The sequence below is a fragment of the Azorhizobium doebereinerae UFLA1-100 genome, assembly GCF_000473085.1.
Lineage (GTDB): Bacteria > Pseudomonadota > Alphaproteobacteria > Rhizobiales > Xanthobacteraceae > Azorhizobium > Azorhizobium doebereinerae.
In genome coordinates, this window is the sequence record NZ_AXBA01000021.1 from 1 (window position 1) to 20,970 (window position 20,970).

Here is a 20,970-nt window from a genome sequence, read left to right on the forward strand (position 1 = left end):
CCCAGGCCGTCATGGCCGATACCGCCTATGACAGCGACGCCCTGCGCGCCACAATCGCGGCAAGGAACGCGCAGGCGGTCATCCCGTCCAATCCATCCCGCGCCAGGAAGCATAGCCTCGACAGGCACCTCTACGCTCAGCGCCACCTGATCGAATGCTGCTTCTCCAAGCTCAAGCAGTTCAGGCGTGTCGCGACCCGCTTCGAGAAGACCGCGCGAAACTACCTCGCCATCGTCACAATCGCTGCCATCGTCCTGTGGATCAGGTAACTGTCCACACCACCTAGGGGGCGAAGGCGGCAGCCTCGTGGCGGGCCGGACGCTAAAATGCCCATTGACGCCAGTGCCTGGGCGCGCGAGGCAAGGCTTGCGCGCGGCTCAGGCGCGCCCGCTCCGGACCAGCTCCATGACCCGTCCCGCTTCCACCACGGCCCCTTCGCAGGAACCGTCCGTGCCGTCCCAAGAGGCACTCGCCCGAGATGCGCTGGCCTATGCCCGGGCGCTGATTCGCGCGCCCTCGGTGACCCCCGACGCCGGCGCCGCGCTCGACATCGTCGCGGACCTGCTGCAGCAGGCGGGCTACCGGGTGGAGCGCATCGTGTCGGCCACCGGCGGGGTGCCGGTGGACAATCTCTACGCCCGCATCGGCACCGAGGCGCCGAACTTGTGCTTCGCCGGCCATGTGGACGTGGTTCCGACCGGCGAGGCGGAGGCCTGGCGCCATCCGCCCTTCTCGGGAGAGGTGGACGGCGGGCTGCTGTACGGGCGCGGCGCGGTGGACATGAAAGGCGCGGTCGGCGCCTTCCTCGCGGCGGCGCTGCGCCATGGCAAGCCCGCGCGCGGCAGCCTGTCCTTCCTGATCACCGGAGACGAGGAAGGCCCGGCTCTGGACGGCACGGTGAAGGTTGTGGAATGGCTCGCCGCAATCGGCGAGACGCTCGATCACTGCATCGTGGGTGAGCCGACCAATCCCAATGCCCTGGGCGACATGGTGAAGATCGGCCGGCGCGGCAGCCTGTCGGGCATCCTCACCGTGCGCGGCCGCCAGGGGCATGTCGCCTATCCGCACCTGGCCGATAATCCGGTGCCGAGGCTGGTGCGCCTGCTCACCGCCTTGATGGCGACGCCGCTCGATGCCGGCTCGGCGCATTTCCCGCCGTCCAATCTGGAGGTGGTCAGCGTGGACGTGGGCAATCCAGCCTTCAATGTCATCCCCGCCGAGGCGACGGCGAAGTTCAACGTGCGCTTCAACGACCTTCACACGCTCGACAGCCTGAAGGCGGAGCTGGAACGCCGGCTCGGCGACGCGGGCGTGCCCTTCGATCTGGGCTATCGTCCGGGAGCGAGTTCCAGCTTCCTCACCGCGCCCGGCCCCTTCGTCGATATCGTGCTCGACGCGGTGGCCGACGTCACCGGCAAGAGGCCGGAGATGTCCACCACGGGCGGCACCTCGGACGCGCGCTTCATCAAGGCGCTCTGCCCGGTGGTGGAGTTCGGCCTCGTCGGCCAGACCATGCATATGGTGGACGAGGCGACGCCGGTCGCCGATCTCGGGGCGCTGGCCGCCATCTATGAGCGCCTGATCGCGCGTTATTTCGCGACGTTCGCCGCCTGAATCGCCGCCGGAGGCCGCCCATGACCGAACAGATCCTGACCCTCGCCGTCGATGGCCGCGACATCGCGGTCCGCCGCATCGCCGGCCGCAGCCCCGGCGTGATCTGGCTGGGCGGCTTCCGCTCGGACATGACCGGCACCAAGGCCCAGGCGCTGGCGGACTGGGCGCAGGCCGGGGGGCAGGCCTTCGTTCGCTTCGACTATTCCGGCCACGGCGCTTCGGGCGGTGCATTCGAGGACGGCACCATCTCGGCCTGGGCCAGGGAGGCCCGCGCGGTATTCGACGCCACCGAGGGACCGCAGGTCCTGGTGGGCTCGTCCATGGGCGGCTGGATCGCGCTGCTGCTGGCCCGGGCGCTGGCGGCGGAAGGCCATTCCCGCCTCGCCGGCCTGGTGCTGATCGCCCCCGCGCCGGACTTCACCCATGATCTGATATGGGAGGGTTTCTCTGAGGCGGTGAAGGCTGAGATCCTGGCCACCGGACGCCATGAGCGCCCTTCACCCTATGAGGGCGGGGCCTATGTCATCACCCGCGCGCTGATCGAGGACGGCCGCAACAATCTGGTGCTCGGCGCGCCCTTCGCGGTGGGCTGCCCGGTGCGCATCCTTCAGGGCGCGCACGACGCCGACGTGCCGTGGCGCCATGCCATGCGTCTCGTCACCTGCCTCGCCGAGGACGACGTGGTGTTCACCCTCGTCAAGGACGGCGATCACCGCCTGTCGCGTCCGGCGGACATCGATCGCCTGACCGCCGTGCTGGACCGCCTGCTGGCGGAGATCCAGCCCGGCGCCTGACGCGCCGGGCCTCTTCGCGGCGGGCCTTCAGATCCGCACGATGGTGCGGCCGCGCACCTTGCCGGCGAGGATGTCGTCGGCGAGGCCGATCACGTCCTCCAGCGCCACTTCCTGGGTCAGGCTATCGAGATCCGCCGCCGTCAGTTCGTGGGCGAGGCGGTTCCAGGCTTCCGCGCGCCGCGCCTTGGGCGCATCCACCGAATTGATGCCCAGCAGGCAGACGCCGCGCAGGATGAAGGGGAACACGGTGGTCGGCAGGTCGGTGCCGCCGGCCAGCCCGCAGGCGGCGACCGCCCCTTCCGAGGCGGTGGCGGCCAGTACGTTGGCGAGGATGGTGCCGCCGACCGTGTCCACCGCGCCGGCCCAGCGTTCCGATTGCAGCGGCTTGCCGGCCGACTGGAGCATGGTCCGGTCCATGATCTCCGACGCGCCGAGGGCGGTAAGAAAGCCCTCCTCCTCCGGCCGCCCGGTCAGCGCCACCACCCGGTAGCCGAGGCGGGACAGCAGCCGCACGGCGATGCTGCCGACGCCACCCGCCGCACCTGTGACCAGTACCTCCCCGCCCTTGGCGATGCCATGGCGCTCCAGCGCCATCACGCACAGCATGGCGGTGAAGCCGGCCGTGCCGATGGCCATGGCCTGACGGGGCGAGAGGGCGGGCGGCAGCTTCACCAGCCACTCGCTTTTCACCCGCGCCCGTGCCGAGAAGCCGCCGGACCAGTTTTCGCCCACGCCCCAGCCGGTGAGCACCACCGGATCACCGGGGGCGAAATCGGGGCTGTCGCTCGACCGGACCGTGCCGGCGAAATCGACGCCCGGGGCCATGGGAAAGGTGCGCAGGATGCGGCCCAGCCCTTTGAGGGCAAGGCCGTCCTTATAGTTCAGTGTGGAATAGGCCACGTCCACCGTCACGTCGGCGGCGGGAAGGAGGGTGTCGTCCACCTCCTCCAGGCCGATGGTCTGCCCCGTGTCCGTCTTGCGCGCGACGATGGCCTTGAACGTTCCGCTGCTCACGTCTCGATCTCCCGCGTTTCGCTTGTCCATGCCGTTGTCATTTGCCGGCAAACGAGACGGCCAGCGCCTCCGCATTCTGGGTCAGGAGGTGCAGGTCGAGGCCCACGGAGGTGAACAGGCTGCCGGCCGCCATGTAGCGGCGGGCGAGGTCCGGATCGGCGGTGAGGATCCCGGGCCGGTTGCCGGCGGCGACGATGCGGCGGAGGGTGTCCTCGATCAGGCTCACCATCTCCGGCGCGCCCTGCCGTCCGAGATAGCCAAGGCTCGCCGACAGGTCACCGGGGCCGATGAAGACGCCGTCGACGCCTTCCACCGCGCATATGGCTTCCAACTGGTCGAGGGCGGCGGCGGTTTCCACCTGCACCAGCACGCACAATTCCTCATGGGCATGGGCGTGGTAATCGGCGACGCGGCCGAAGCGTGAGGCGCGGCCGCCGCCGGCGAACCCGCGGATGCCGTGCGGTGGATAGCGGGTGGCGGCCACCGCCTGCGCCGCCTCCTCGGCGGTCTGCACCATGGGGATCAGCAGGCTCTGCGCCCCGGCATCGAGAAAACGCTTGATGGCGACGGGGTCGTTCCAGGGCACGCGCACGACAGGGTGGGCCCGTCCCGCCGCTGCCGCCTGGAGTTGGCCATAGATCTGCGGCAGGTCCGCCGGCGTGTGCTCGGTATCGAGCAACAGCCAGTCGAAGCCGGCACCGGCAAGCATCTCCACCGTGAAGCTGCTGGGGATGGAGCACCAGATGCCGATCTGCTGCTGGCCGGCATGCAGGGCGCGACGAAACGTGTTGAGCGGCAAGGCTTCCTTGGGCATGGCGTTTCCGGATGTTGTTCTGGATTCGGAAGGGTAGGCCGGGTGATCCTAGCGGATCTGGTCGGCGTGGCCATCGGCCTGCATCAGGTCGCGCCACCGCCGCCGCTCGTCCGCGATGACCCGTTGCAACTGCCGGGAACTCGCGGCCACCACCTCCCAGCCGTTGGCCTGGAGCTGGGTCGTGGCCACCGGGTTGAGCAGCGCCGCGCGCAAGGCATTCTCCAGCACGTGGCGGACATTGGCTGGCAGGCCGGCCGGGGCGGCGATGGCCTGCCATGTGTAGGCATCCATCTGCGGGATGCCCAGCGCGGTAAAGGTGGGCACGTTCGGCAGCAACGGCGAGGACACCGTGCCGGTGAGGGCGAGGGTGCGCACCGCGCCGGTGGAGGCGGCGTTGACCACTAGGGCCCCGTCCTGGAACGAGGCTTGGATCTTCCCCGAGACCAAGGCGGGCATGACCGCGCCGCCGCCTTCGAAATACGCCATATGCCCCCTCGTGCCGGTCTGGCGGAAGAACTCCCCGGCGATGAGATCGTTGATCGATCCCCGGCCGGAGGCGCCGAAGGCGACCTCGGGATGCTGCTTGAGATAGGCGACGAACTCGGCCACCGAGGTGGCGGGCACGGAGTGGTGGATGGCCAGCACGGTGGGCGAGCGAACCGCCATGACGAGCGGGTCGAGATCCTTCTGCGGCGAGAAGCCGACGCTGGGGAGGATATTGGAGTCGAGCAAAAGGAGGGTGCTCGGGGCGACGAGCAGCGTGTAGCCGTCCGGCGCGGCGCCGGCGACGTAGCGCGCTCCCAGGGCGCCGTTCTCACCCGGCATGTTCTTGCTCTCCACCGGCACGCCGAGCGTCTGGGCGAGGGCCGGCGCGAGGATGTCGGCGAGCCGCTGGCTCACGCCGCCGGCGGGCAGAGGCACGATCAGCGTGACGGGACGGGCCGGATAGGGCGCCCGCCCGGCCGCGCTGGTCTGCGCGGCCAGCGGAGCTGTCCAGAGCAGCGCTCCTGCAAGGCCGGCTGCGACCAGGGGGACGGCGGCGCGGCAGGCGGACGCGAGGCGCGATAGCCCAGGCATGTGACACCCCGCATAAGGACCGCACGCGGCAGTCTCCCGGCGGAGACACCACTGGAACAGGACGAGAACTGCAACACTCCGGCACGCGGAGGTCAAGGCGGGTTGCTGTCGTGGGGTGGCATAGGGCCAAAAATGAACGGCCCGCCCGTGCGGAATACCTCGGCGAGGTCAGTCGCCGAGGTGTTTACTATGTAATAGATACTTTATGAGGCGCTGCCTTATTCGGCGGCAGCCTTGGTTCCCCGGTGCCGGCCCTCGGCGAACTCCTCCACCATCTTGCCGTTGAAGGCGGGGATGTCGTCCGGGTTGCGACTGGTGACGAGGCCCTGGTCTACCACCACGGCCGTGTCGGAAACCTGCGCCCCCGCATTGGCGAGATCCACCTGGATGGCCTTGTAGCCGGTCATCCGCCGCCCCTTCACCACGCCCGCGGAGATCAGCAACTGCGGCCCGTGGCAGATAGCGGCCACCGGCTTGCCGGCCTGAAAGAAGGCCCGGGTAAAGGCGATGGCCTTATCGTTGACGCGCAGGGCATCGGGGTTCAGCACGCCGCCCGGCAGCATCAGCGCATCGAAGTCCGTCGGATTGGCGCCGTCGAGCGGCACGTCCACGGCGACGGTGTCGGCCTTCCGGTCGTGGTTCACGCCCTGAACCCGGCCCTTTGCCGGGCTGACGATCCGCACTTCAGCGCCTGCGGCCTTCAGCGCCTTCACCGGCTCGGTGAGTTCCACCTGCTCGAAACCGTCGGCGACCAGAACGGCGACCTTGCGCCCGTCGAGACGATTGGCCATGGGATCTCTCCTTTTTCCATCGTTGGAATGGTATCGGTTCGGGGCGCGCGGCTGCACTGCGCGGCGTGCCCGGAAGCCCCCAGCTCTCCGGACAACACCAAGACAGAGGGAAGGGTTCCGGCACCGACCGGCCCCGGGGAGAACGCCATGCTGACCACCGTTGCCGCCTTCGACCGCATCGGCGAGGAAAATGCCTTCGCCGTGCTGGCGCGTGCCACAGCCCTTGCCGGCGAGGGCCGCGACATCATCAACCTCGGCATCGGCCAGCCGGATTTCCGCACCCCCGAGCATATCGTCGAGGCCGCCATCAAGGCGCTGCGCGACGGCCAGCATGGCTATACCCCGTCCGTGGGCATCCAGCCGCTGCGCGAGGCGGTGGCCCGCGATCTCAATCGCCGCTTCGATGTGGAGGTGGACCCCGGGCTGGTGATGATCGTGCCCGGCGGCAAGGTGACCATGTACGCCGCCATCCTGCTGTTCGGCGAGCCGGGCGCGGAGATCCTCTATCCGGACCCCGGCTTTCCTATCTACCGCTCCATGATCGAATACACCGGCGCGACCCCGGTGCCGGTGCCGATCCGGGAGGAGAACGGCTTCGCCTTTTCCGCCGAGGAGACCCTGGCGCTGATCACGCCCAGGACCCGCCTTCTCATCATCAATTCTCCCGCCAATCCCACCGGCGGCGTGACCCCGAAGGCGGAGATCGACAAGCTGGTGGCGGGCCTCGCCGCCCATCCGCACGTGGCGCTGATGTCGGACGAGATCTACGACCAGTTCCTGTTCGACGGCGAGCGCCATCAGACGCTGCTGGCCTATCCGGAGATCCGCGACCGGCTGATCCTGCTCAACGGCTGGTCGAAGACCTATGCCATGACCGGCTGGCGGCTCGGCTATTCGGTTTGGCCGAAGGATCTGTATGAGAAGGTGCGCAAGCTGTCGGTGAACGCCTGGTCCTGCGTCAACGCCGCCACCCAATATGCCGGCATCGCCGCGCTGGAGGGCCCGCAGGAGCCGGTGGCGGCCATGCTGGCCGAGTTTGACCGGCGCCGCAAACTGGTGGTGGAGGGGCTGAACGCGCTGCCGGGCGTATCCTGCGCCACGCCCAAGGGCGCCTTCTACGCCTTCCCGAACGTGTCGCGCACCGGCTGGGCCTCGGCCAAGGCGCTGGCCTCCGCTTTGCTGGAGGATGCCGGCGTGGCGGTGATCGGCGGGCCGGACTTCGGTGTCCATGGCGAGGGCTATATCCGGCTCTCCTACGCCAACTCGGCCGAGAATATCGCGCGGGCGCTGGAACGCATGGCGGCGTTCCTGGCCCAGCGCAAAGCCGCTTGAGCACGGCCGGGTGGTGCGCCGTAGGCGGAGCTTCCCGGATGGTCCAGCCTGGGGGTGGGCGGCGCTGCTGGCCTGCTGTCTTCTCAGCGGGCCGGCGGCCGCCCAGCAGGGGCCGTGGCGCGAGCCCAACCCCTGCGCCGCCGGCAAGCTTCCGGCGCCGGACTACAGCCGCTGCCTGTTCGAGGCCACCCAGGCCAGCGAGCGGGCGGTGACGGCGGCGTTCGAGGCGGCGATGGCGGTGGTGGAAGGGCGCGCCGACCTGCCATCGGTGCAGCGCAACCGCTGGAAGAGCCAGCTCGACGAGGCGCAGACGCGCTTCGTCCTGTTCCGCAACCTGGACTGCCAGAGCGTGGCCCCGTTCGAGGGGCCGCGGGGCATCGGCAATTTCGAGCAGCGCGCCCTCTGCCTGATCGAGAACAACAGCCGGCGGGAGCGGGATCTGGCGGCCCGTTACCCGCGTCCGAAGACGCCGGTGGCGGTGGCGGCGCAGGGCGGCGAGACGCTGAGCCCGCATCCCGCCACCTGGACCGTGCCCGGTGGGCCGCGGCTCGACTGATCCGGCCCCGTTGGCCTTGCGCCGCCGCCGCGCTTGGCCCAAAGGTGCCCGCGTCAGAACAGGGAAACGCAAATGGCCAAGGTGGTTTCTGTCGGCGAAGTGATGGTGGAACTGGCGCGCGGCAATGACGGGCGCTTCGGCCAGTCGTTCGGTGGCGATACGTTCAACACCGCTGTCTATCTCGCCCGCGCCGGCATCGAGACCGCCTACGCCACCGCCCTCGGGGACGACGTGTTTTCCGCCCAGATCCTGGCGCTGGCGGCGAGCGAGGGGCTGGTCACGAACGCTGTCGTCGCGGTGCCGGGGCGGGTGCCGGGCCTCTATCTCATCACCACCGACGACCGGGGCGAGCGCACCTTCCATTACTGGCGCGACTCGGCGCCGGCCCGTGTCCTGTTCGAGCTGGAGGGCTGGCAGGCGGTCGCGGAGAAGCTGGTGGAGGCGCAGGCGGTCTATTTCTCCGGCATCACCCTGTCGCTCTATTCCAACACCGGCCTTGGCCGTTTCCTGGCCACCTTGGAAGTGGCGGCGGAGCGTGGGGCCTGGCGGGTGTTCGACGGCAATTTCCGCCCGCGCGGCTGGCAGAACGACCTGCCGCGCGCCCGCATGGTGTTCGCGGAGGCGCTGAAGCGCTCGTCCATGGCGCTGCCCACCTTCGAGGATGAGGCGCTGCTGTGGGGCGATGCTTCGCCGGAAGCCACCATCGCCCGCATCACCACCTTCGGCGTCAAGGAAGTGGTGGTGAAGAACGGCGCCGGCGGCGCCTTGGTCCATGCGGACGGCCAGACCATCGCCGTGCCGGTGGAGCGCGAGGTTCTGCCGGTCGATACGACGGGTGCCGGCGACAGTTTCAATGCCGGCTATCTCGCCGCCCGCCTCAAGGGCGAGAGCCCGGAGGCGGCCGCCCGCGCGGGCCATGCCCTGGCCGGCGCGGTGATCATGCATCGGGGGGCGATCATCCCCCGTGCGGCGCAGGAAGGGGCGGTGTCGCACTGACGGTCCATGATAGTGCTCAAATCGTTTTAGATGTGCGATTCGCAGCGAAAGTCGATCGGGCCGGAATTTCGCGGATAGGCGCCGGCTCTCTCGTTCTTTCCTGAAGCTGTTATTTGACAACGCTCCGCATCATCTGCGGGGGACGGGCGGCATTTGATCCAGATCAAATGCCATGCCATGAAAATGGGGATGATCCTCCGGGTTGTACCTATCTCGGTGACGTCAAACATGCCGTCGAGTCTCACGCGTTGGACTGATTTTCTCGCCATCGATGCTGAAGTCGTCAGGACCTTGGGGACGTTTCCCGAGATCATCGAGCCGCACATGGATGCGATCCTCGATCGCTTCTACGAACGCATCCTGACCGAAGACACGGCGGTACGGCTGTTCCAGGATTCCGCGACACTGACGCTGGTGCGCCGGGCGCAACGGCGCCACTGGGTCGAGCGTGTGTTTGCCGGCCGGTTCGATGCGGAGTATCGGCGCGTCAGTCGCGCGATGGGGCAAAGCCATTTCCGCGCCGGCGTCGATGCGATGCTGTTTACCGCGGCCTATTGCCTGGTGCTCAACGAGGTGGCGGGGGTCATCATCTCCACCTTCCGGAACGATCCGGCCCAGCAGCAGCGCTACCTCTCGGCGGTCAACCTGGCGGTGTTCCTCGACCTGGGGCTCGCCACGTCGGTCTATTACGAAGACTATCTGGCCGATGTCGAGGACTGGTCCAGGGACCTCGACCATACGCTGGCGCGCGCCGAGGAATATGGTGAGCAGGGGGCCGGGCTCCACCTTGCCCGGATGAGCGGCATGTGCCGGGCCCTGGCGATCGCCGCGGGCCAGGAACCGGCATGGGCCGATCTGCTCCTGGCCGCCAGTCCGCTCTATGATCTGATCAAGTCCAGCATTCCCGAGAGCATTCTCCTGCGGCCCGGCTCGCTGGATGCCAGCGAGCACGCCTTGATGCGCAAGCGGCCGCAGCTCGGTGCCGATACCCCTCCCAGCCATCGGTCGGCGGTCATCCGCATGGCGCGGCGGGTGGGGCTCAGCCACCATGAGAGATGGGATGGCAACGGCTATCCCACGGGCCTGCGCGGCGAGGAAATTCCGCTGGAGGGTCGCATCGTCGCCATCTGCCACACCTACGACGCCCTGCTCAGCGAGCATCCGCATCAAAAGGCCTGGACCTGGGAGCGCACGGTGCGCTTCATGCGCGAGAACAGCGGGGTCATGTTCGACCCTCGGCTCATGGATGTCTTCCTGGCCATCCTCCCGGAGATCGAGGGGATTCGCACATCCTATGCGGATGTGGATGAGGCCGCGTCGATCGATCGGGCCTTCCCGGCCTGAGGGCCGGCGCAGTCAGCTCCGTTCGGCCAATGCCAGCCGAAGGCCGAAGGCCACGAAGACGCAGCCGGTCAGCCGGTCGAGGCCGAGCACCACGGCGGGGCGGGCGAGGACGCGGCCGAGTGGGACGGTGAGCGCGACCAGCGCCGCGAACCAGGCGAGCGTCAGCAGCACATGCAGCCCTGCCAGCAGCAGGCAGAACAAGACGGCATCGCCGCCCGGCGGAATGAACTGGGGCAGGAAGGTGATGTAGAACACCCCCACCTTCGGATTGAGCAGATTGGTCGTCAGGCCGCGCCGGAACGCCGTCGCAGCCCCGCCGCCGGCCTGCGGGGGCATCGCCGCCACGCGCGGCTTCAGGATGAGCATGATGCCGAGATAGAAGAGATAGCCCGCCCCTGCCACCTTCACGACGGCGAAGGCGATGCTGGAGGCCGCGAGCAGCGCGGTGAGCCCCAGAGCCGCTCCCATGCCCCAGGCGCACAGCCCGAGCGCGATGCCCAGCGCCGCCGCCGCGCCGCCCCGGGCGCCCGACACGGCCGAAGCGCGCAGGACCATGGCGGTGTCCACGCCGGGGGTGAGCGTCAGCACGCCGGCCGCCACCGTGAAGGCGAGAAGAAGGGGCAGCATTTCACCCATGTCCGCCCCTTGGTGCCTCAGTCGAACTTTGCCGCGCGCGGCAGCCGGGCGGCGGCTGCCGAAAGCTCGCGCACCTTGTCGAAATTGCCGGCCTTGATGGCGTCGTTCGGTACCACCCAGGAGCCGCCCACCGCCACCACATTGGGCAACGCCAGATAGTCCGGCGCATTGGCCGGGCCAATGCCGCCGGTGGGACAGAAGCGCAGGCCCGGCAGCGGGCCGGACAGCGATTTCAGGAACGGCGCGCCGCCCGAGGGCTCTGCGGGGAAGAATTTCAACACCTTGAAGCCCAGGGCGTCGAGCGCCATGGCCTCGCTCGCGGTGGCGCATCCCGGCAGCACCGGCACCGGCGCCGCGGCGAGGGCCGCGGCGAGATCCGGCGTGGTGCCGGGGGTGACGATATAGGTCGCGCCCGCCTCCACGACGGCCTCGATCTGGGACCGCTCGGTCACCGTGCCGGCGCCGACGATGGCGCCGTCCACTTCGGCGGCGATGAGGCTGATGGCGCGCAGCGCCACCGGGGTGCGCAGCGTCACCTCGATCAGGGGCAGGCCGCCCTCCACCAGCGCGCGGGCCAGCGGCACCGCATCCTCGATACGCTCGATCACCACCACGGGGATCACCGGCGCGCGGGCGATGAGCGGAAGGGGGTTCGGCTGGCTCATGGACGCATCTCCCAGAATCGTCCGCGCTGCGCGCGGCATTGCCGACGGGGGCGAGGCCGCCCGAGCCGTCGCGCCTTTGAAGCCCAGCCGCTGCGCGCTGTCGAGTGCCAAACGCCGGTGCCAGCGCCCAGGGCCTTGACCCGGGCCGCACGCTCGCAGCCCGGGTGGATTTTTCTGCACCGGGCTATCCGGCCGAAGCGGGTCGGTCGGCCTTGGCGGCGCTGCGGAAGGTGCCGGCGTCCGGCGGAAACCAGGGCTGCGGCGGCCTCTGCCAAGGGTTTGCGGCGAAGCGGAGGGCTGGACAGACTAAATGATACTCTGTATCTATTGCCTCCGAAGCGGAGTTCGCATGACCTCATCCCATCCTCACGCCCACGCTCATTCCCGCCGCCCACGCCCCACGGCGCCGGTCGGCGGCTCGGCGCTGCGGGCATCGCTGATCGCGCGGCTCTCCGTCGCGGTGATCCTGTGCGCAGTGATGTGGGTGGGCGTTCTCCTGGTGACCCAGCCATGAACCCGCAATTGCGCTTCCATGACCTGACGCTCGGCTATGAGCGGCATCCGGCGGTGCATCATCTCAACGGGGTGGTGGAGACCGGCGCCCTGCTTGCCGTCTGCGGGCCGAACGGGGCTGGCAAGTCCACCTTAATGAAGGCGATCTCGGGTGCGCTCCGGCCGCTGCACGGCAGCATCGAGCGCGGCGGGCTGGACCCGCGCGACATCGCCTACCTGCCGCAGAGCGCGGAGATCGACCGCTCCTTTCCCATAAGCGTCTACGACATGGTGTCCATGGGCCTGTGGCGCCGGGCGGGCCTGTTCGGCGGCATCGGCAAGGCCGACCGGGCCCGCATCGCCGAGGCCATTTCCGCCGTGGGGCTGGAGGGGTTCGAGAACCGGCCCATCGGCACGCTGTCCGGCGGCCAGATGCAGCGCACCCTGTTCGCGCGCCTGCTGCTCCAGGATGCACGGCTGATCCTTCTGGACGAGCCCTTCACCGCGCTCGACGCCAAGACCATGTCCGACCTGCTCGATCTGGTGCGGCGCTGGCACGGCGAGAAGCGCACGGTGCTCGCCGTGCTGCACGATTTCGATCTGGTGCGCGCGCATTTCCCCGAAACCCTGCTGCTCGCCCGCACGCCGGTGGCCTGGGGCCCGACGGCGGAGGCGCTGGCGCCGGAGAACCTGCTCAAGGCCCGCCGCATGGGCGAGGCCTGGGACGAGCGCGCCACGGTGTGCGAGGACGCGGCGTGACGCCTTACGCGCTGCTGGTCGCGCCATTCGCGGAATTCGAGTTCATGCGTCGGGCGCTGGTGGGCGTTTTCGCCCTCTCGCTCGGTGCGGGGCCGGTGGGCGTGTTTCTCATGCTGCGTCGAATGAGCCTGACCGGCGACGCCATGGCACACGCCATTCTGCCGGGAGCCGCCATCGGCTTCCTGGTCGCCGGCCTCGATCTGGCCGCCATGACCATCGGCGGTCTCGCGGCCGGGTTGCTGGTCGCGGTGGGGGCGGGCGTGGTGGCGCGCGCCACCGAGATCAAGGAGGACGCCTCCATGGCGGCCTTCTATCTGGTCTCCCTGGCGCTGGGCGTGATGATCGTGTCGCTGAAGGGCTCGAACGTGGACCTTCTGCATGTGCTCTTCGGCACCGTGCTGGGGCTGGACGATCCGACCCTGCTCCTGGTCGCCGGCATCGCCTCGCTGACCCTGGTGACGCTGGCCTTCATCTGGCGCCCGCTGGTGCTGGAATGCGTGGACCCGAGCTTCCTGGCCTCGGTGAGCCGCTCGGGCGGGCTCAGCCACATCGTCTTCCTGGCGCTGGTGGTGATGAACCTGGTGGGCGGCTTCCACGCGCTCGGCACGCTGTTGTCCGTGGGCCTGATGATGCTGCCCGCCGCCACCGCTCGCTTCTGGGTGCGCGACCTCACCGCTCTGGTGGTGGTGGCCACCGGCATCGCCTTCGTCGCGGGCATCGTCGGCCTGCTGATCTCCTACCACGCGGGCGCCCCGTCGGGGCCTGCGATCATCCTGGTGGCCGGCGCCGGCTATGCCGTCTCGGTCATCTTCGGTCCGGCGGGGGGCGTCCTGTCCCGCCTGCTGCCCCGCCGTCATCTCGAGGCATAACGGAGCCTTCCCATGCTGTCCCGTCGTACCCTGCTCGCCGCGGCACTCGTGCTCGGCGCAACCCCGGCGCTCGCCCAGACGGCAGCGCCCGCCGACGCCAAGCTGCCGGTGGTCGCCTCCTTTTCCATCCTCGGGGATTTCGTGAAGAACGTGGGCGGCGACCGTATCGCGCTGGCCACCATCGTCGGCCCCAATGCGGACACCCACGTCTACCAGCCGACCCCGAACGACGCGAAGAAGCTCGCCGTCGCCAAGGTGATCTTCGTCAACGGTCTCGGCTTCGAGGGCTGGATGGACCGCCTGGTGAAGGCGTCCGGCACCAAGGCCACGGTGGTGGTCGCCACCACCGGCATCACGCCGCGCGAGCGCACCAAGGACGAGCCGCAGGATGCCGAGGACGCCCCCAAGGGCAAGACGGGGACCGGCAAGGCGGGGGAGGCCCACGACCACGGCCATATCGACCCGCACGCCTGGCAGTCGGTGGCCAATGCGAAGATCTACGTGGCCAATATCCGTGACGGCCTGATCGCCGCCGATCCGGCCGGCAAGGACGTCTACACCGCCAACGCCGCCGCCTATACCGCCAAGCTCGACGCGGTCGAGGCGGAGGTGAAGGCGGCCATCGGCGCCATTCCCGCCGCGCAGCGCCGTATCATCACCTCGCACGATGCCTTCGGCTATTTCGGCGATGCCTACGGCCTGAAGCTGCTGGCGCCGGAGGGCGTGTCCACCGAAAGCGAGGCCTCGGCCAAGGACGTCGGCAAGATCATTCGCCAGATCAAGGCGCAGAACATCCCCGCCGTGTTCCTGGAGAATGTCACCAATCCGCGCCTGATGGACCGCATCGCCAAGGAGAGCAATGCCATCGTCGGCGGAACGCTCTATTCCGACGCCTTGTCCGATGACAAAGGCCAGGCGGCTTCCTACATCGACATGATGCGCTACAACATCCGCCAGTTGGCGGGCGCGCTGACCAAGTGACGGCGCGCTCCGGCGCAGACAGTTTTCGACATGCGGCGGTCGCTTCCGGTTCGGGAGCGGCCGTCGCGGCTTGCGCGGGCGTCCGCCCGCACTGGAGATCCCATGCCTGAGACCGGCTCTGAAAAAATCCCCGTGACTGTCCTCACCGGCTATCTGGGGGCGGGCAAGACGACGTTGCTCAACCGCATCCTGTCCGAGCCGCACGGGAAGAAATACGCCGTCATCGTCAACGAGTTCGGCGAGATCGGCATCGACAACGACCTCGTGGTGGGCGCCGACGAGGAAGTGTTCGAGATGAACAACGGCTGCATCTGCTGCACCGTGCGCGGCGACCTCATCCGCATCATCGACGGGCTGATGCGCCGCAAGGGCCAGTTCGACGGCATCATCGTCGAGACCACGGGCCTGGCCGATCCGGCGCCGGTGGCGCAGACCTTCTTCGTGGACGAGGAGATGGGCGCGCGCACCAAGCTCGACGCGGTGGTCACCGTGGCCGACGCCAAGTGGCTGAGCGACCGGCTGAAGGACGCGCCCGAGGCGAAGAACCAGATCGCCTTCGCCGACGTGATCCTGCTCAACAAGACCGACCTCGTGTCGGCGGAGGAACTGGCCGAGGTGGAAGGCCGCATCCGCGCCATCAATCCCTATGCCAAGCTCTACCGCACCCAGAAGTCGGCCATCGAGATCGACAAGGTGCTCAACCAGGGGGCCTTCGACCTCGACCGCATCCTCGCCATCGAGCCGGCCTTCCTGGATGAGGACGTGGAGGAGGGCCATGTGCACGGCCCCGGTTGCGGCCATGAGGGGCACGACCACGCCCATCACGACCATGGGCATGACCATGGTCACAGCCACGGCGGGCTGAAGCACTATCACGACGAGGACATGCAGTCGGTCTCCTTCTCCACCGACAAGCCGCTGGACGCCGACAAGTTCTTCCCCTGGGTCCAGGACGTGGTGGCCACCGATGGTGCGAGCATCCTGCGCTCCAAGGGCATCCTGTCGTTCAAGGACGATCCGGATCGCTTCGTCTTCCAGGGCGTGCACATGATCCTGGACGGCGACCACCAGCGCGCCTGGAAGGATGACGAGGCGCGGCTCAGCCGCATCGTCTTCATCGGCCGCAATCTCGATACGGCGAAGCTGGAGCGGGGCTTCCTGTCCTGCGTCGCCTGAGCGCGCCTTTCACCGGTATCTGGATGGCAAAAGGGCCGGCGCGTCGCGCCGGCCCTTTTCGCTGCCTGCGTTCAGTCCCCCTCAGAGGTAATACAGCCAGCTGAGGAGGATGAAGCAGGGTACCAGGAAGATGACGGACCAGCCGATATAGCCGAAGAAGCTCGGCATCTTCACGCCGCGGTGGCGGGCGATGGAGAGCACCATGAAGTTCGGCGCGTTGCCGATATAGGTCATGGCGCCCATGAACACCGCCCCGGCCGAGATCGCCTCCAGCGTCACCTCCAGCGGCCCCATCAGCTGGTGCGCATCGCCGCCCGCCAGGTTGAAGAACACGAGATAGGTGGGGGCGTTGTCGAGGAAGGACGACAGAGCGCCGGTGAGCCAGAAATAGGCGATGTTCACCGGCTGGCCGGTCTCCGTGGTCACCAGCCGCACCAGCGGCGCGAAGGCGCCGTCGGTGCCCGCCTTCAGGATGGCGATGACCGGGATGATGGTGAGGAAGATGGCGGCGAACAGCTTGCCCACTTCCAGGATCGGCTCCCAGTCGAAGCCGTTGCGCTCGCGCAGGAGTTTCGGCGTGACCATCATCGAGACCACGGCGATGAGCACGAGCAGCACGTCACGGGCGATCCACTGCAGTTCGAGGCGCGTGCCATAGACGTCGAAGAACACGCCGGGCTTCCACAGCGCGCTCAGCAGGATGGCGCCGATGATGGCGAACAGCAGCGGCACGTTCTGGAGGCCGCGGACGTCGAGCCGGGTTTCGGTGCCGGGCTCGGGCGCGGCCGGGCGGCTGGGTTCGCGGCCGTAGAAATAGCGCTCCAGCAGGTAGTAGACGACCAGCAGGATGCCGGCGACGACCACCGTGTCGTGAAACAGGTGCGTGGTGGTCCAGAAGAAGCTGACGCCCTTCAGGAAGCCGAGGAACAGCGGCGGATCGCCCAAAGGCGTCAGCGAACCGCCGATGTTCGACACCAGGAAGATGAAGAACACCACGGTGTGGACGTTGTGCTTGCGGCCCTCGTTGGCGCGCAGCAGCGGCCGGATCAGCACCATGGAAGCGCCGGTGGTGCCGATGAGGCTGGCGAGCACCGTGCCGAGGGCGAGAATCAGCGTGTTGGTGCCCGGCCCGCCATGGATATGCCCGGCCACCAGGATGCCGCCGGAGACGGTGAACAGCGCGGCCAGCAGCACGATGAAGGGGATGTATTCCAGCAGCGCCGCGTGGACCACCTCATGGAGCGTCACCGAGGAGCCGAAGTTCAGGCTGAACGGGATGATGAAGGCGAGACCCCAGAACAGCGCCACCTTGCCGTAATGGTGGTGCCAGAAGCGGTTGGCGAGCAGCGGGAACAGCGCGATCGACAGCAGCATGCCGGCGAACGGCACGCCCCACAGCGGGGAGAGGCCCTGGCCGGAGAAGGGCGCCGCGCTGGCGGCATGGGCGCCGGACATTGGAACCAGGAGCGCGGCGCCCGCCGCGGCGATGGAGCCCCAACGTCCAATCACAGCCATCCCCCACCTCCTGCTTGAGTGCCGTCTGCCTGGACGCGCTGGCGGGAAGTGCCTGGCGGGACCGTACGGCTCTATGCGATGTCACAGTCTGCGCCTGCGCCGCGTGACATGCGGCTGGCTTATGTTTGATGGACGATGCGCCCGGTGCGCGCAAGACCGCGGGACTCAAGTCGTGCGCCTCGGGTGCGGAAGGCGCCCGAAGGGCCGGGCGGTTCGCTGCAATGCGGGGGCAAGTGTTGACCCGTGAGCCGCTTTCTGTCCTAGTCCGCGCTCGTTTGAGACAGCATTCCGGACATGAGCACAGATCGTTATAACGCGCGCGACGCGGAACCCCGTTGGCAGGCCATCTGGAACGAGCGCGGCATCTTCCGCACCCGCAACGACGATCCGCGCCCGAAATTCTTCGTGATGGAGATGTTCCCCTATCCGTCGGGGCGCATCCACATCGGCCACGGCCGCAACTATGTGATGGGCGACGTGCTCGCGCGCTACAAGCGCATGCAGGGCTTCAACGTGCTCCATCCCATGGGCTGGGACGCCTTCGGCCTGCCGGCGGAGAATGCCGCCATCGAGCGCGGCATCCATCCCAAGAGCTGGACCTACGAGAACATCGCCTCCATGAAGGAGCAGTTGCAGCTGCTCGGCCTCTCGCTGGACTGGAACCGCGAGATCGCCACCTGCGACCCCTCCTATTATGTGGAGCAGCAGCGCATCTTCCTCGACTTCCTGGAGAAGGGCCTCGCCTACCGCAAGGAGAGCGAGGTCAACTGGGATCCGGTCGACAACACCGTGCTCGCCAACGAGCAGGTGATCGACGGCCGCGGCTGGCGCTCCGGCGCCGTGGTGGAACGCCGCAAGCTGTCGCAATGGTTCTTCCGCATCACCGCCTTCGCCCAGGAACTGCTGGACGCGCTCGACACGCTGGACCGCTGGCCGGACAAGGTGCGCCTGATGCAGCGCAACTGGATCGGCCGCTCGGAAGGCCTGGAGGTGCTGTTCGAGCTGTCGAAGGGCGCGGTGGCGGCGGCCGGCGTGCCGGCGGTGAAGGTCTATACCACCCGCCCGGACACGCTGTTCGGCGCTTCCTTCCTGGCCCTGTCGCCGGACCATCCGCTCACCCAGCACCTCGCCGCGACCCGGCCGGAGCTGGCGGCGTTCGTGGCCGACTGCAAGACCGGCGGCACCTCGGCGGAAGCCATCGAGACCCAGGAAAAGAAGGGCTTCGACACCGGCCTCACCGTGGTCCATCCGCTGGATCCGGCGCGCACGGTGCCGGTCTATGTGGCCAATTTCGTGCTGATGGACTACGGCACCGGCGCCATCTTCGGCTGCCCGGCCCACGACCAGCGCGACCTGGACTTCGCCCGCAAGTACGGCCTCACGGTCACCCCCGTTGTGCTGCCGCCCGGTGCCGACCCGGCCGCCTTCGCGGTGGGCGAGGAGGCCTATGACGGCGAGGGCACGCTCTATAATTCGCAGTTCCTGGACGGGCTCTCCATCGAGGCCGCCAAGGAGCAGGTGGCCCGGCGCCTGGAACGCTTCCGTGTGGGCGAGCAGCCGCAGGGCATGCGCAAGGTGAACTTCCGCCTGCGCGACTGGGGCATCTCGCGCCAGCGCTATTGGGGCTGCCCGATCCCGATCATCCATTGCCCGAGCTGCGGCCCGGTGCCGGTGCCGCGCGACCAGTTGCCGGTCCAACTGCCGGACGACGTGACCTTCGATCGTCCGGGCAACCCGCTCGACCGCGCCAAGGCGTGGCGCGACGTGCCGTGCCCTAAGTGCGGCGCGCCGGCCAAGCGCGAGACGGACACCATGGACACCTTCGTGGATTCGTCCTGGTATTACCTGCGCTACGCCAGCGACACCGTGGAGAGGCCGCTGGACAAGGCGGCGGTCGCTCACTGGCTGCCGGTGGACCAGTATATCGGCGGCATCGAGCACGCGATCCTGCACCTGCTCTATTCCCGCTTCTTCACTCGGGCGCTGAAGGCGTGCGACCGCGTGAATGTCGCTGAGCCGTTCGCCGGCCTGTTCACCCAGGGCATGATCGTCCACGAGACCTACAAGGACCAGGAGGGCCGCTGGCTGTTCCCCGAGGAGGTGAAGCACCTCGGCACCGGCAAGGCGGTGAAGATCGACACCGGCGAGGAGGTCGTCGTCGGCCCGCCGGAGAAGATGTCCAAGTCCAAGCGCAACGTGGTGCCGCCGGAAGTGGTGGCCGACACCTATGGCGTCGATACCGCGCGCTGGTTCATGCTCTCCGACACGCCGCCCGAGCGCGACAGTGAATGGACGCAGTCGGGCATCGAGGGCGCGTGGCGCTTCGTGCAGCGGGTGTGGCGGCAGGTGCAGGAGGCCATCGAGCTCGGCGCACCCAAGGGCGCCGAGAAGCCCGCGAGCTTCGATGCGGCGGCCACCGCCCTGCGCCGGGCCGCCCACGGCCTCTCCCACCAGGTGGCAGACGATGTGGAGCGCCTGCGCTTCAACGTCGCCGTTGCCCATGTGCACGAGTTCGCCAATGCCTTCGGCCAGGCCATCGCCGCGGCCCGCGCGGCGGCGCAGGTGCCGGCCGATCTGGCCTTTGCGCTGCGGGAAGCCGCCGAGATCGTGACCCGCGTGGTCGGCCCCATGACCCCGCATCTGGCGGAGGAATGCTGGGCCGCGCTCGGTCACGACACGCTGCTGGCCGAGGCGGCGTGGCCGCTGGCCGAGCCGGACCTGCTGGTGGAGAACACCATCACGCTGCCGATCCAGATCAACGGCAAGAAGCGCGACGACATCGTGGTGCCGCGCGAGGCGACCGCCGCCGAGGTGGAGGCCGCCGTGCTCGCCATGGACAGCGTGCGCAAGGCCCTCGACGGCAAGCCGCCCAAGCGTATCATCGTCGTGCCACAGAGGATCGTGAATGTCGTCGCCTGACGCCCCCCTTTCCGCCCGACGTGCCATTCTCCGCCTCGCCGCCGTGTGCGGCCTGGCGGCGACGCTGGCCGGCTGCTTCCAGCCCATGTACGGCGAGCAGACCACCACCAAGGGCGGAACCCCGCTGCTTGAGCAGATGCACCAGATCGAGGTGGTGAAGATCGAGGGCCGGCTCGGCGACGAGCTGCGCAACAAGCTGATCTTCGAGCTGACCGGCGGCGCGGGCAATCCCGTGGGTGCGCCCTACAAGCTGTTCGTCAGCCTGGTCGCCAGTTCCGCATCCTCCATCGTGGACACCACGTCCGGCCTTGCGCAGAACAAGATCATCAGCGTCAAGGCGCAGTGGCGGCTGGTGCGGGCGGGCGAGGAGACCAAGCCCCCGGTCGCGCAGGGCAAGGCTTCGGGCAGCGCCTCCATCGACGTGAGCGACCAGCGCTTCGCCAATTATCGCGCGACCCGCGACGCGGAAGACCGCGCCGCCCGCGTGGTGGTGGACCAGATGCGCGCGCAGCTGATCGCCTTCTTCGTCAATCCGCCGCCGCCGCCCGCTCCGGCTGCCCCGGCCCCCGCGGCCGGTGCCGCGCCGGCGGGGACGCCGCCGGCCAAGCCGCCGGGAAGCTGACACG

Annotated in this window: 21 protein-coding genes; 14 read left to right on the top strand and 7 right to left on the bottom strand. The window is 68.6% G+C overall.

Translation table 11 applies throughout. From position 1 onward, the window contains the following. The 3 genes from YU1_RS0115305 to YU1_RS0115315 all read left to right on the top strand — a co-directional run. On the top strand, positions 1-269 hold a 269-nt coding region (locus YU1_RS0115305; RefSeq protein ID WP_029004811.1), incomplete at its 5' end, for an IS5/IS1182 family transposase. A gap of 181 nt (positions 270-450) precedes the next feature. Next, positions 451-1,614, top strand: a complete 1,164-nt coding sequence (gene dapE, locus YU1_RS0115310; protein ID WP_035715521.1) for a succinyl-diaminopimelate desuccinylase — start codon at positions 451-453, stop codon at positions 1,612-1,614. A 20-nt stretch (positions 1,615-1,634) separates the two neighbouring features. Then, on the top strand, positions 1,635-2,408 hold the full coding sequence (locus tag YU1_RS0115315; RefSeq protein WP_029004813.1) for an alpha/beta hydrolase: 774 nt from the start codon (positions 1,635-1,637) through the stop codon (positions 2,406-2,408). Between the two features lie 27 nt (positions 2,409-2,435). Here YU1_RS0115315 and acuI read toward each other — a convergent pair whose 3' ends face one another. The 4 genes from acuI to YU1_RS0115335 form a co-directional block, all read right to left on the bottom strand. Continuing rightward, positions 2,436-3,422: an acrylyl-CoA reductase (NADPH) gene (acuI, locus tag YU1_RS0115320; protein WP_029004814.1), complete on the bottom strand. Its 987-nt coding sequence runs from the start codon at positions 3,420-3,422 to the stop codon at positions 2,436-2,438. Between the two features lie 37 nt (positions 3,423-3,459). Further along, positions 3,460-4,236, bottom strand: coding sequence for an HpcH/HpaI aldolase family protein (locus YU1_RS0115325; RefSeq protein ID WP_035715522.1), 777 nt, complete (start codon positions 4,234-4,236; stop codon positions 3,460-3,462). A gap of 48 nt (positions 4,237-4,284) precedes the next feature. Further along, the gene (locus YU1_RS29710; protein WP_051356909.1) at positions 4,285-5,313 is read right to left on the bottom strand and encodes a Bug family tripartite tricarboxylate transporter substrate binding protein; all 1,029 of its coding nucleotides are present in this window, start codon (positions 5,311-5,313) and stop codon (positions 4,285-4,287) included. A gap of 218 nt (positions 5,314-5,531) precedes the next feature. After that, on the bottom strand, positions 5,532-6,104 hold the full coding sequence (locus tag YU1_RS0115335; RefSeq protein WP_029004816.1) for a type 1 glutamine amidotransferase domain-containing protein: 573 nt from the start codon (positions 6,102-6,104) through the stop codon (positions 5,532-5,534). A 147-nt stretch (positions 6,105-6,251) separates the two neighbouring features. Between YU1_RS0115335 and YU1_RS0115340 the strand changes: the two genes are divergently transcribed. From YU1_RS0115340 to YU1_RS29720, 4 genes are all read left to right on the top strand, one after another. Beyond that, complete coding sequence (locus YU1_RS0115340) at positions 6,252-7,436, top strand: pyridoxal phosphate-dependent aminotransferase (RefSeq protein ID WP_029004817.1); 1,185 nt, start codon at positions 6,252-6,254, stop codon at positions 7,434-7,436. A 10-nt stretch (positions 7,437-7,446) separates the two neighbouring features. Further along, on the top strand, positions 7,447-7,992 hold the full coding sequence (locus YU1_RS32065; RefSeq protein WP_051356910.1) for a lysozyme inhibitor LprI family protein: 546 nt from the start codon (positions 7,447-7,449) through the stop codon (positions 7,990-7,992). A 72-nt stretch (positions 7,993-8,064) separates the two neighbouring features. Beyond that, positions 8,065-8,988, top strand: coding sequence for a sugar kinase (locus tag YU1_RS0115350; protein WP_029004818.1), 924 nt, complete (start codon positions 8,065-8,067; stop codon positions 8,986-8,988). Between the two features lie 153 nt (positions 8,989-9,141). Then, positions 9,142-10,332, top strand: coding sequence for an HD-GYP domain-containing protein (locus YU1_RS29720; RefSeq protein ID WP_084539899.1), 1,191 nt, complete (start codon positions 9,142-9,144; stop codon positions 10,330-10,332). 12 nt (positions 10,333-10,344) lie between these two features. On the opposite strand, the gene YU1_RS0115360 is transcribed toward YU1_RS29720, so the two are convergent. Together YU1_RS0115360 and eda are read right to left on the bottom strand one after the other, a co-directional pair. Further along, positions 10,345-10,959, bottom strand: a complete 615-nt coding sequence (locus YU1_RS0115360; RefSeq protein WP_029004819.1) for a LysE family translocator — start codon at positions 10,957-10,959, stop codon at positions 10,345-10,347. Between the two features lie 26 nt (positions 10,960-10,985). Next, positions 10,986-11,633: a bifunctional 4-hydroxy-2-oxoglutarate aldolase/2-dehydro-3-deoxy-phosphogluconate aldolase gene (eda, locus tag YU1_RS0115365; RefSeq protein ID WP_029004820.1), complete on the bottom strand. Its 648-nt coding sequence runs from the start codon at positions 11,631-11,633 to the stop codon at positions 10,986-10,988. 349 nt (positions 11,634-11,982) lie between these two features. Here eda and YU1_RS33515 point away from each other — a divergent pair, with 349 nt between their 5' ends. From YU1_RS33515 to YU1_RS0115385, 5 genes are all read left to right on the top strand, one after another. Beyond that, the gene (locus YU1_RS33515; RefSeq protein ID WP_156922181.1) at positions 11,983-12,147 is read left to right on the top strand and encodes a hypothetical protein; all 165 of its coding nucleotides are present in this window, start codon (positions 11,983-11,985) and stop codon (positions 12,145-12,147) included. Further along, entirely contained in the window at positions 12,144-12,884 is a 741-nt protein-coding gene (gene aztA, locus YU1_RS0115370) for a zinc ABC transporter ATP-binding protein AztA (RefSeq protein WP_029004821.1), read from the top strand. Before YU1_RS33515 ends, aztA begins: the two co-directional genes overlap by 4 nt. A gap of 44 nt (positions 12,885-12,928) precedes the next feature. Beyond that, entirely contained in the window at positions 12,929-13,753 is an 825-nt protein-coding gene (locus YU1_RS0115375) for a metal ABC transporter permease (RefSeq protein ID WP_051356930.1), read from the top strand. 12 nt (positions 13,754-13,765) lie between these two features. Continuing rightward, complete coding sequence (locus YU1_RS0115380) at positions 13,766-14,734, top strand: metal ABC transporter substrate-binding protein (protein ID WP_029004823.1); 969 nt, start codon at positions 13,766-13,768, stop codon at positions 14,732-14,734. 102 nt (positions 14,735-14,836) lie between these two features. Next, entirely contained in the window at positions 14,837-15,910 is a 1,074-nt protein-coding gene (locus YU1_RS0115385) for a CobW family GTP-binding protein (RefSeq protein WP_029004824.1), read from the top strand. A gap of 81 nt (positions 15,911-15,991) precedes the next feature. Here the strand turns inward: YU1_RS0115385 and YU1_RS0115390 are convergent, their stop codons facing one another. After that, positions 15,992-17,425, bottom strand: coding sequence for a sodium:proton antiporter (locus YU1_RS0115390; RefSeq protein ID WP_051356912.1), 1,434 nt, complete (start codon positions 17,423-17,425; stop codon positions 15,992-15,994). 294 nt (positions 17,426-17,719) lie between these two features. Here YU1_RS0115390 and leuS point away from each other — a divergent pair, with 294 nt between their 5' ends. Together leuS and lptE are read left to right on the top strand one after the other, a co-directional pair. Next, a complete protein-coding gene (leuS, locus tag YU1_RS0115395) occupies positions 17,720-20,344 on the top strand; it encodes a leucine--tRNA ligase (protein WP_029004826.1) in 2,625 nt (874 codons plus the stop codon). Next, complete coding sequence (gene lptE, locus YU1_RS29725; RefSeq protein WP_051356913.1) at positions 20,331-20,966, top strand: LPS assembly lipoprotein LptE; 636 nt, start codon at positions 20,331-20,333, stop codon at positions 20,964-20,966. Before leuS ends, lptE begins: the two co-directional genes overlap by 14 nt. The last annotated feature ends 4 nt before the right edge of the window (positions 20,967-20,970 follow it).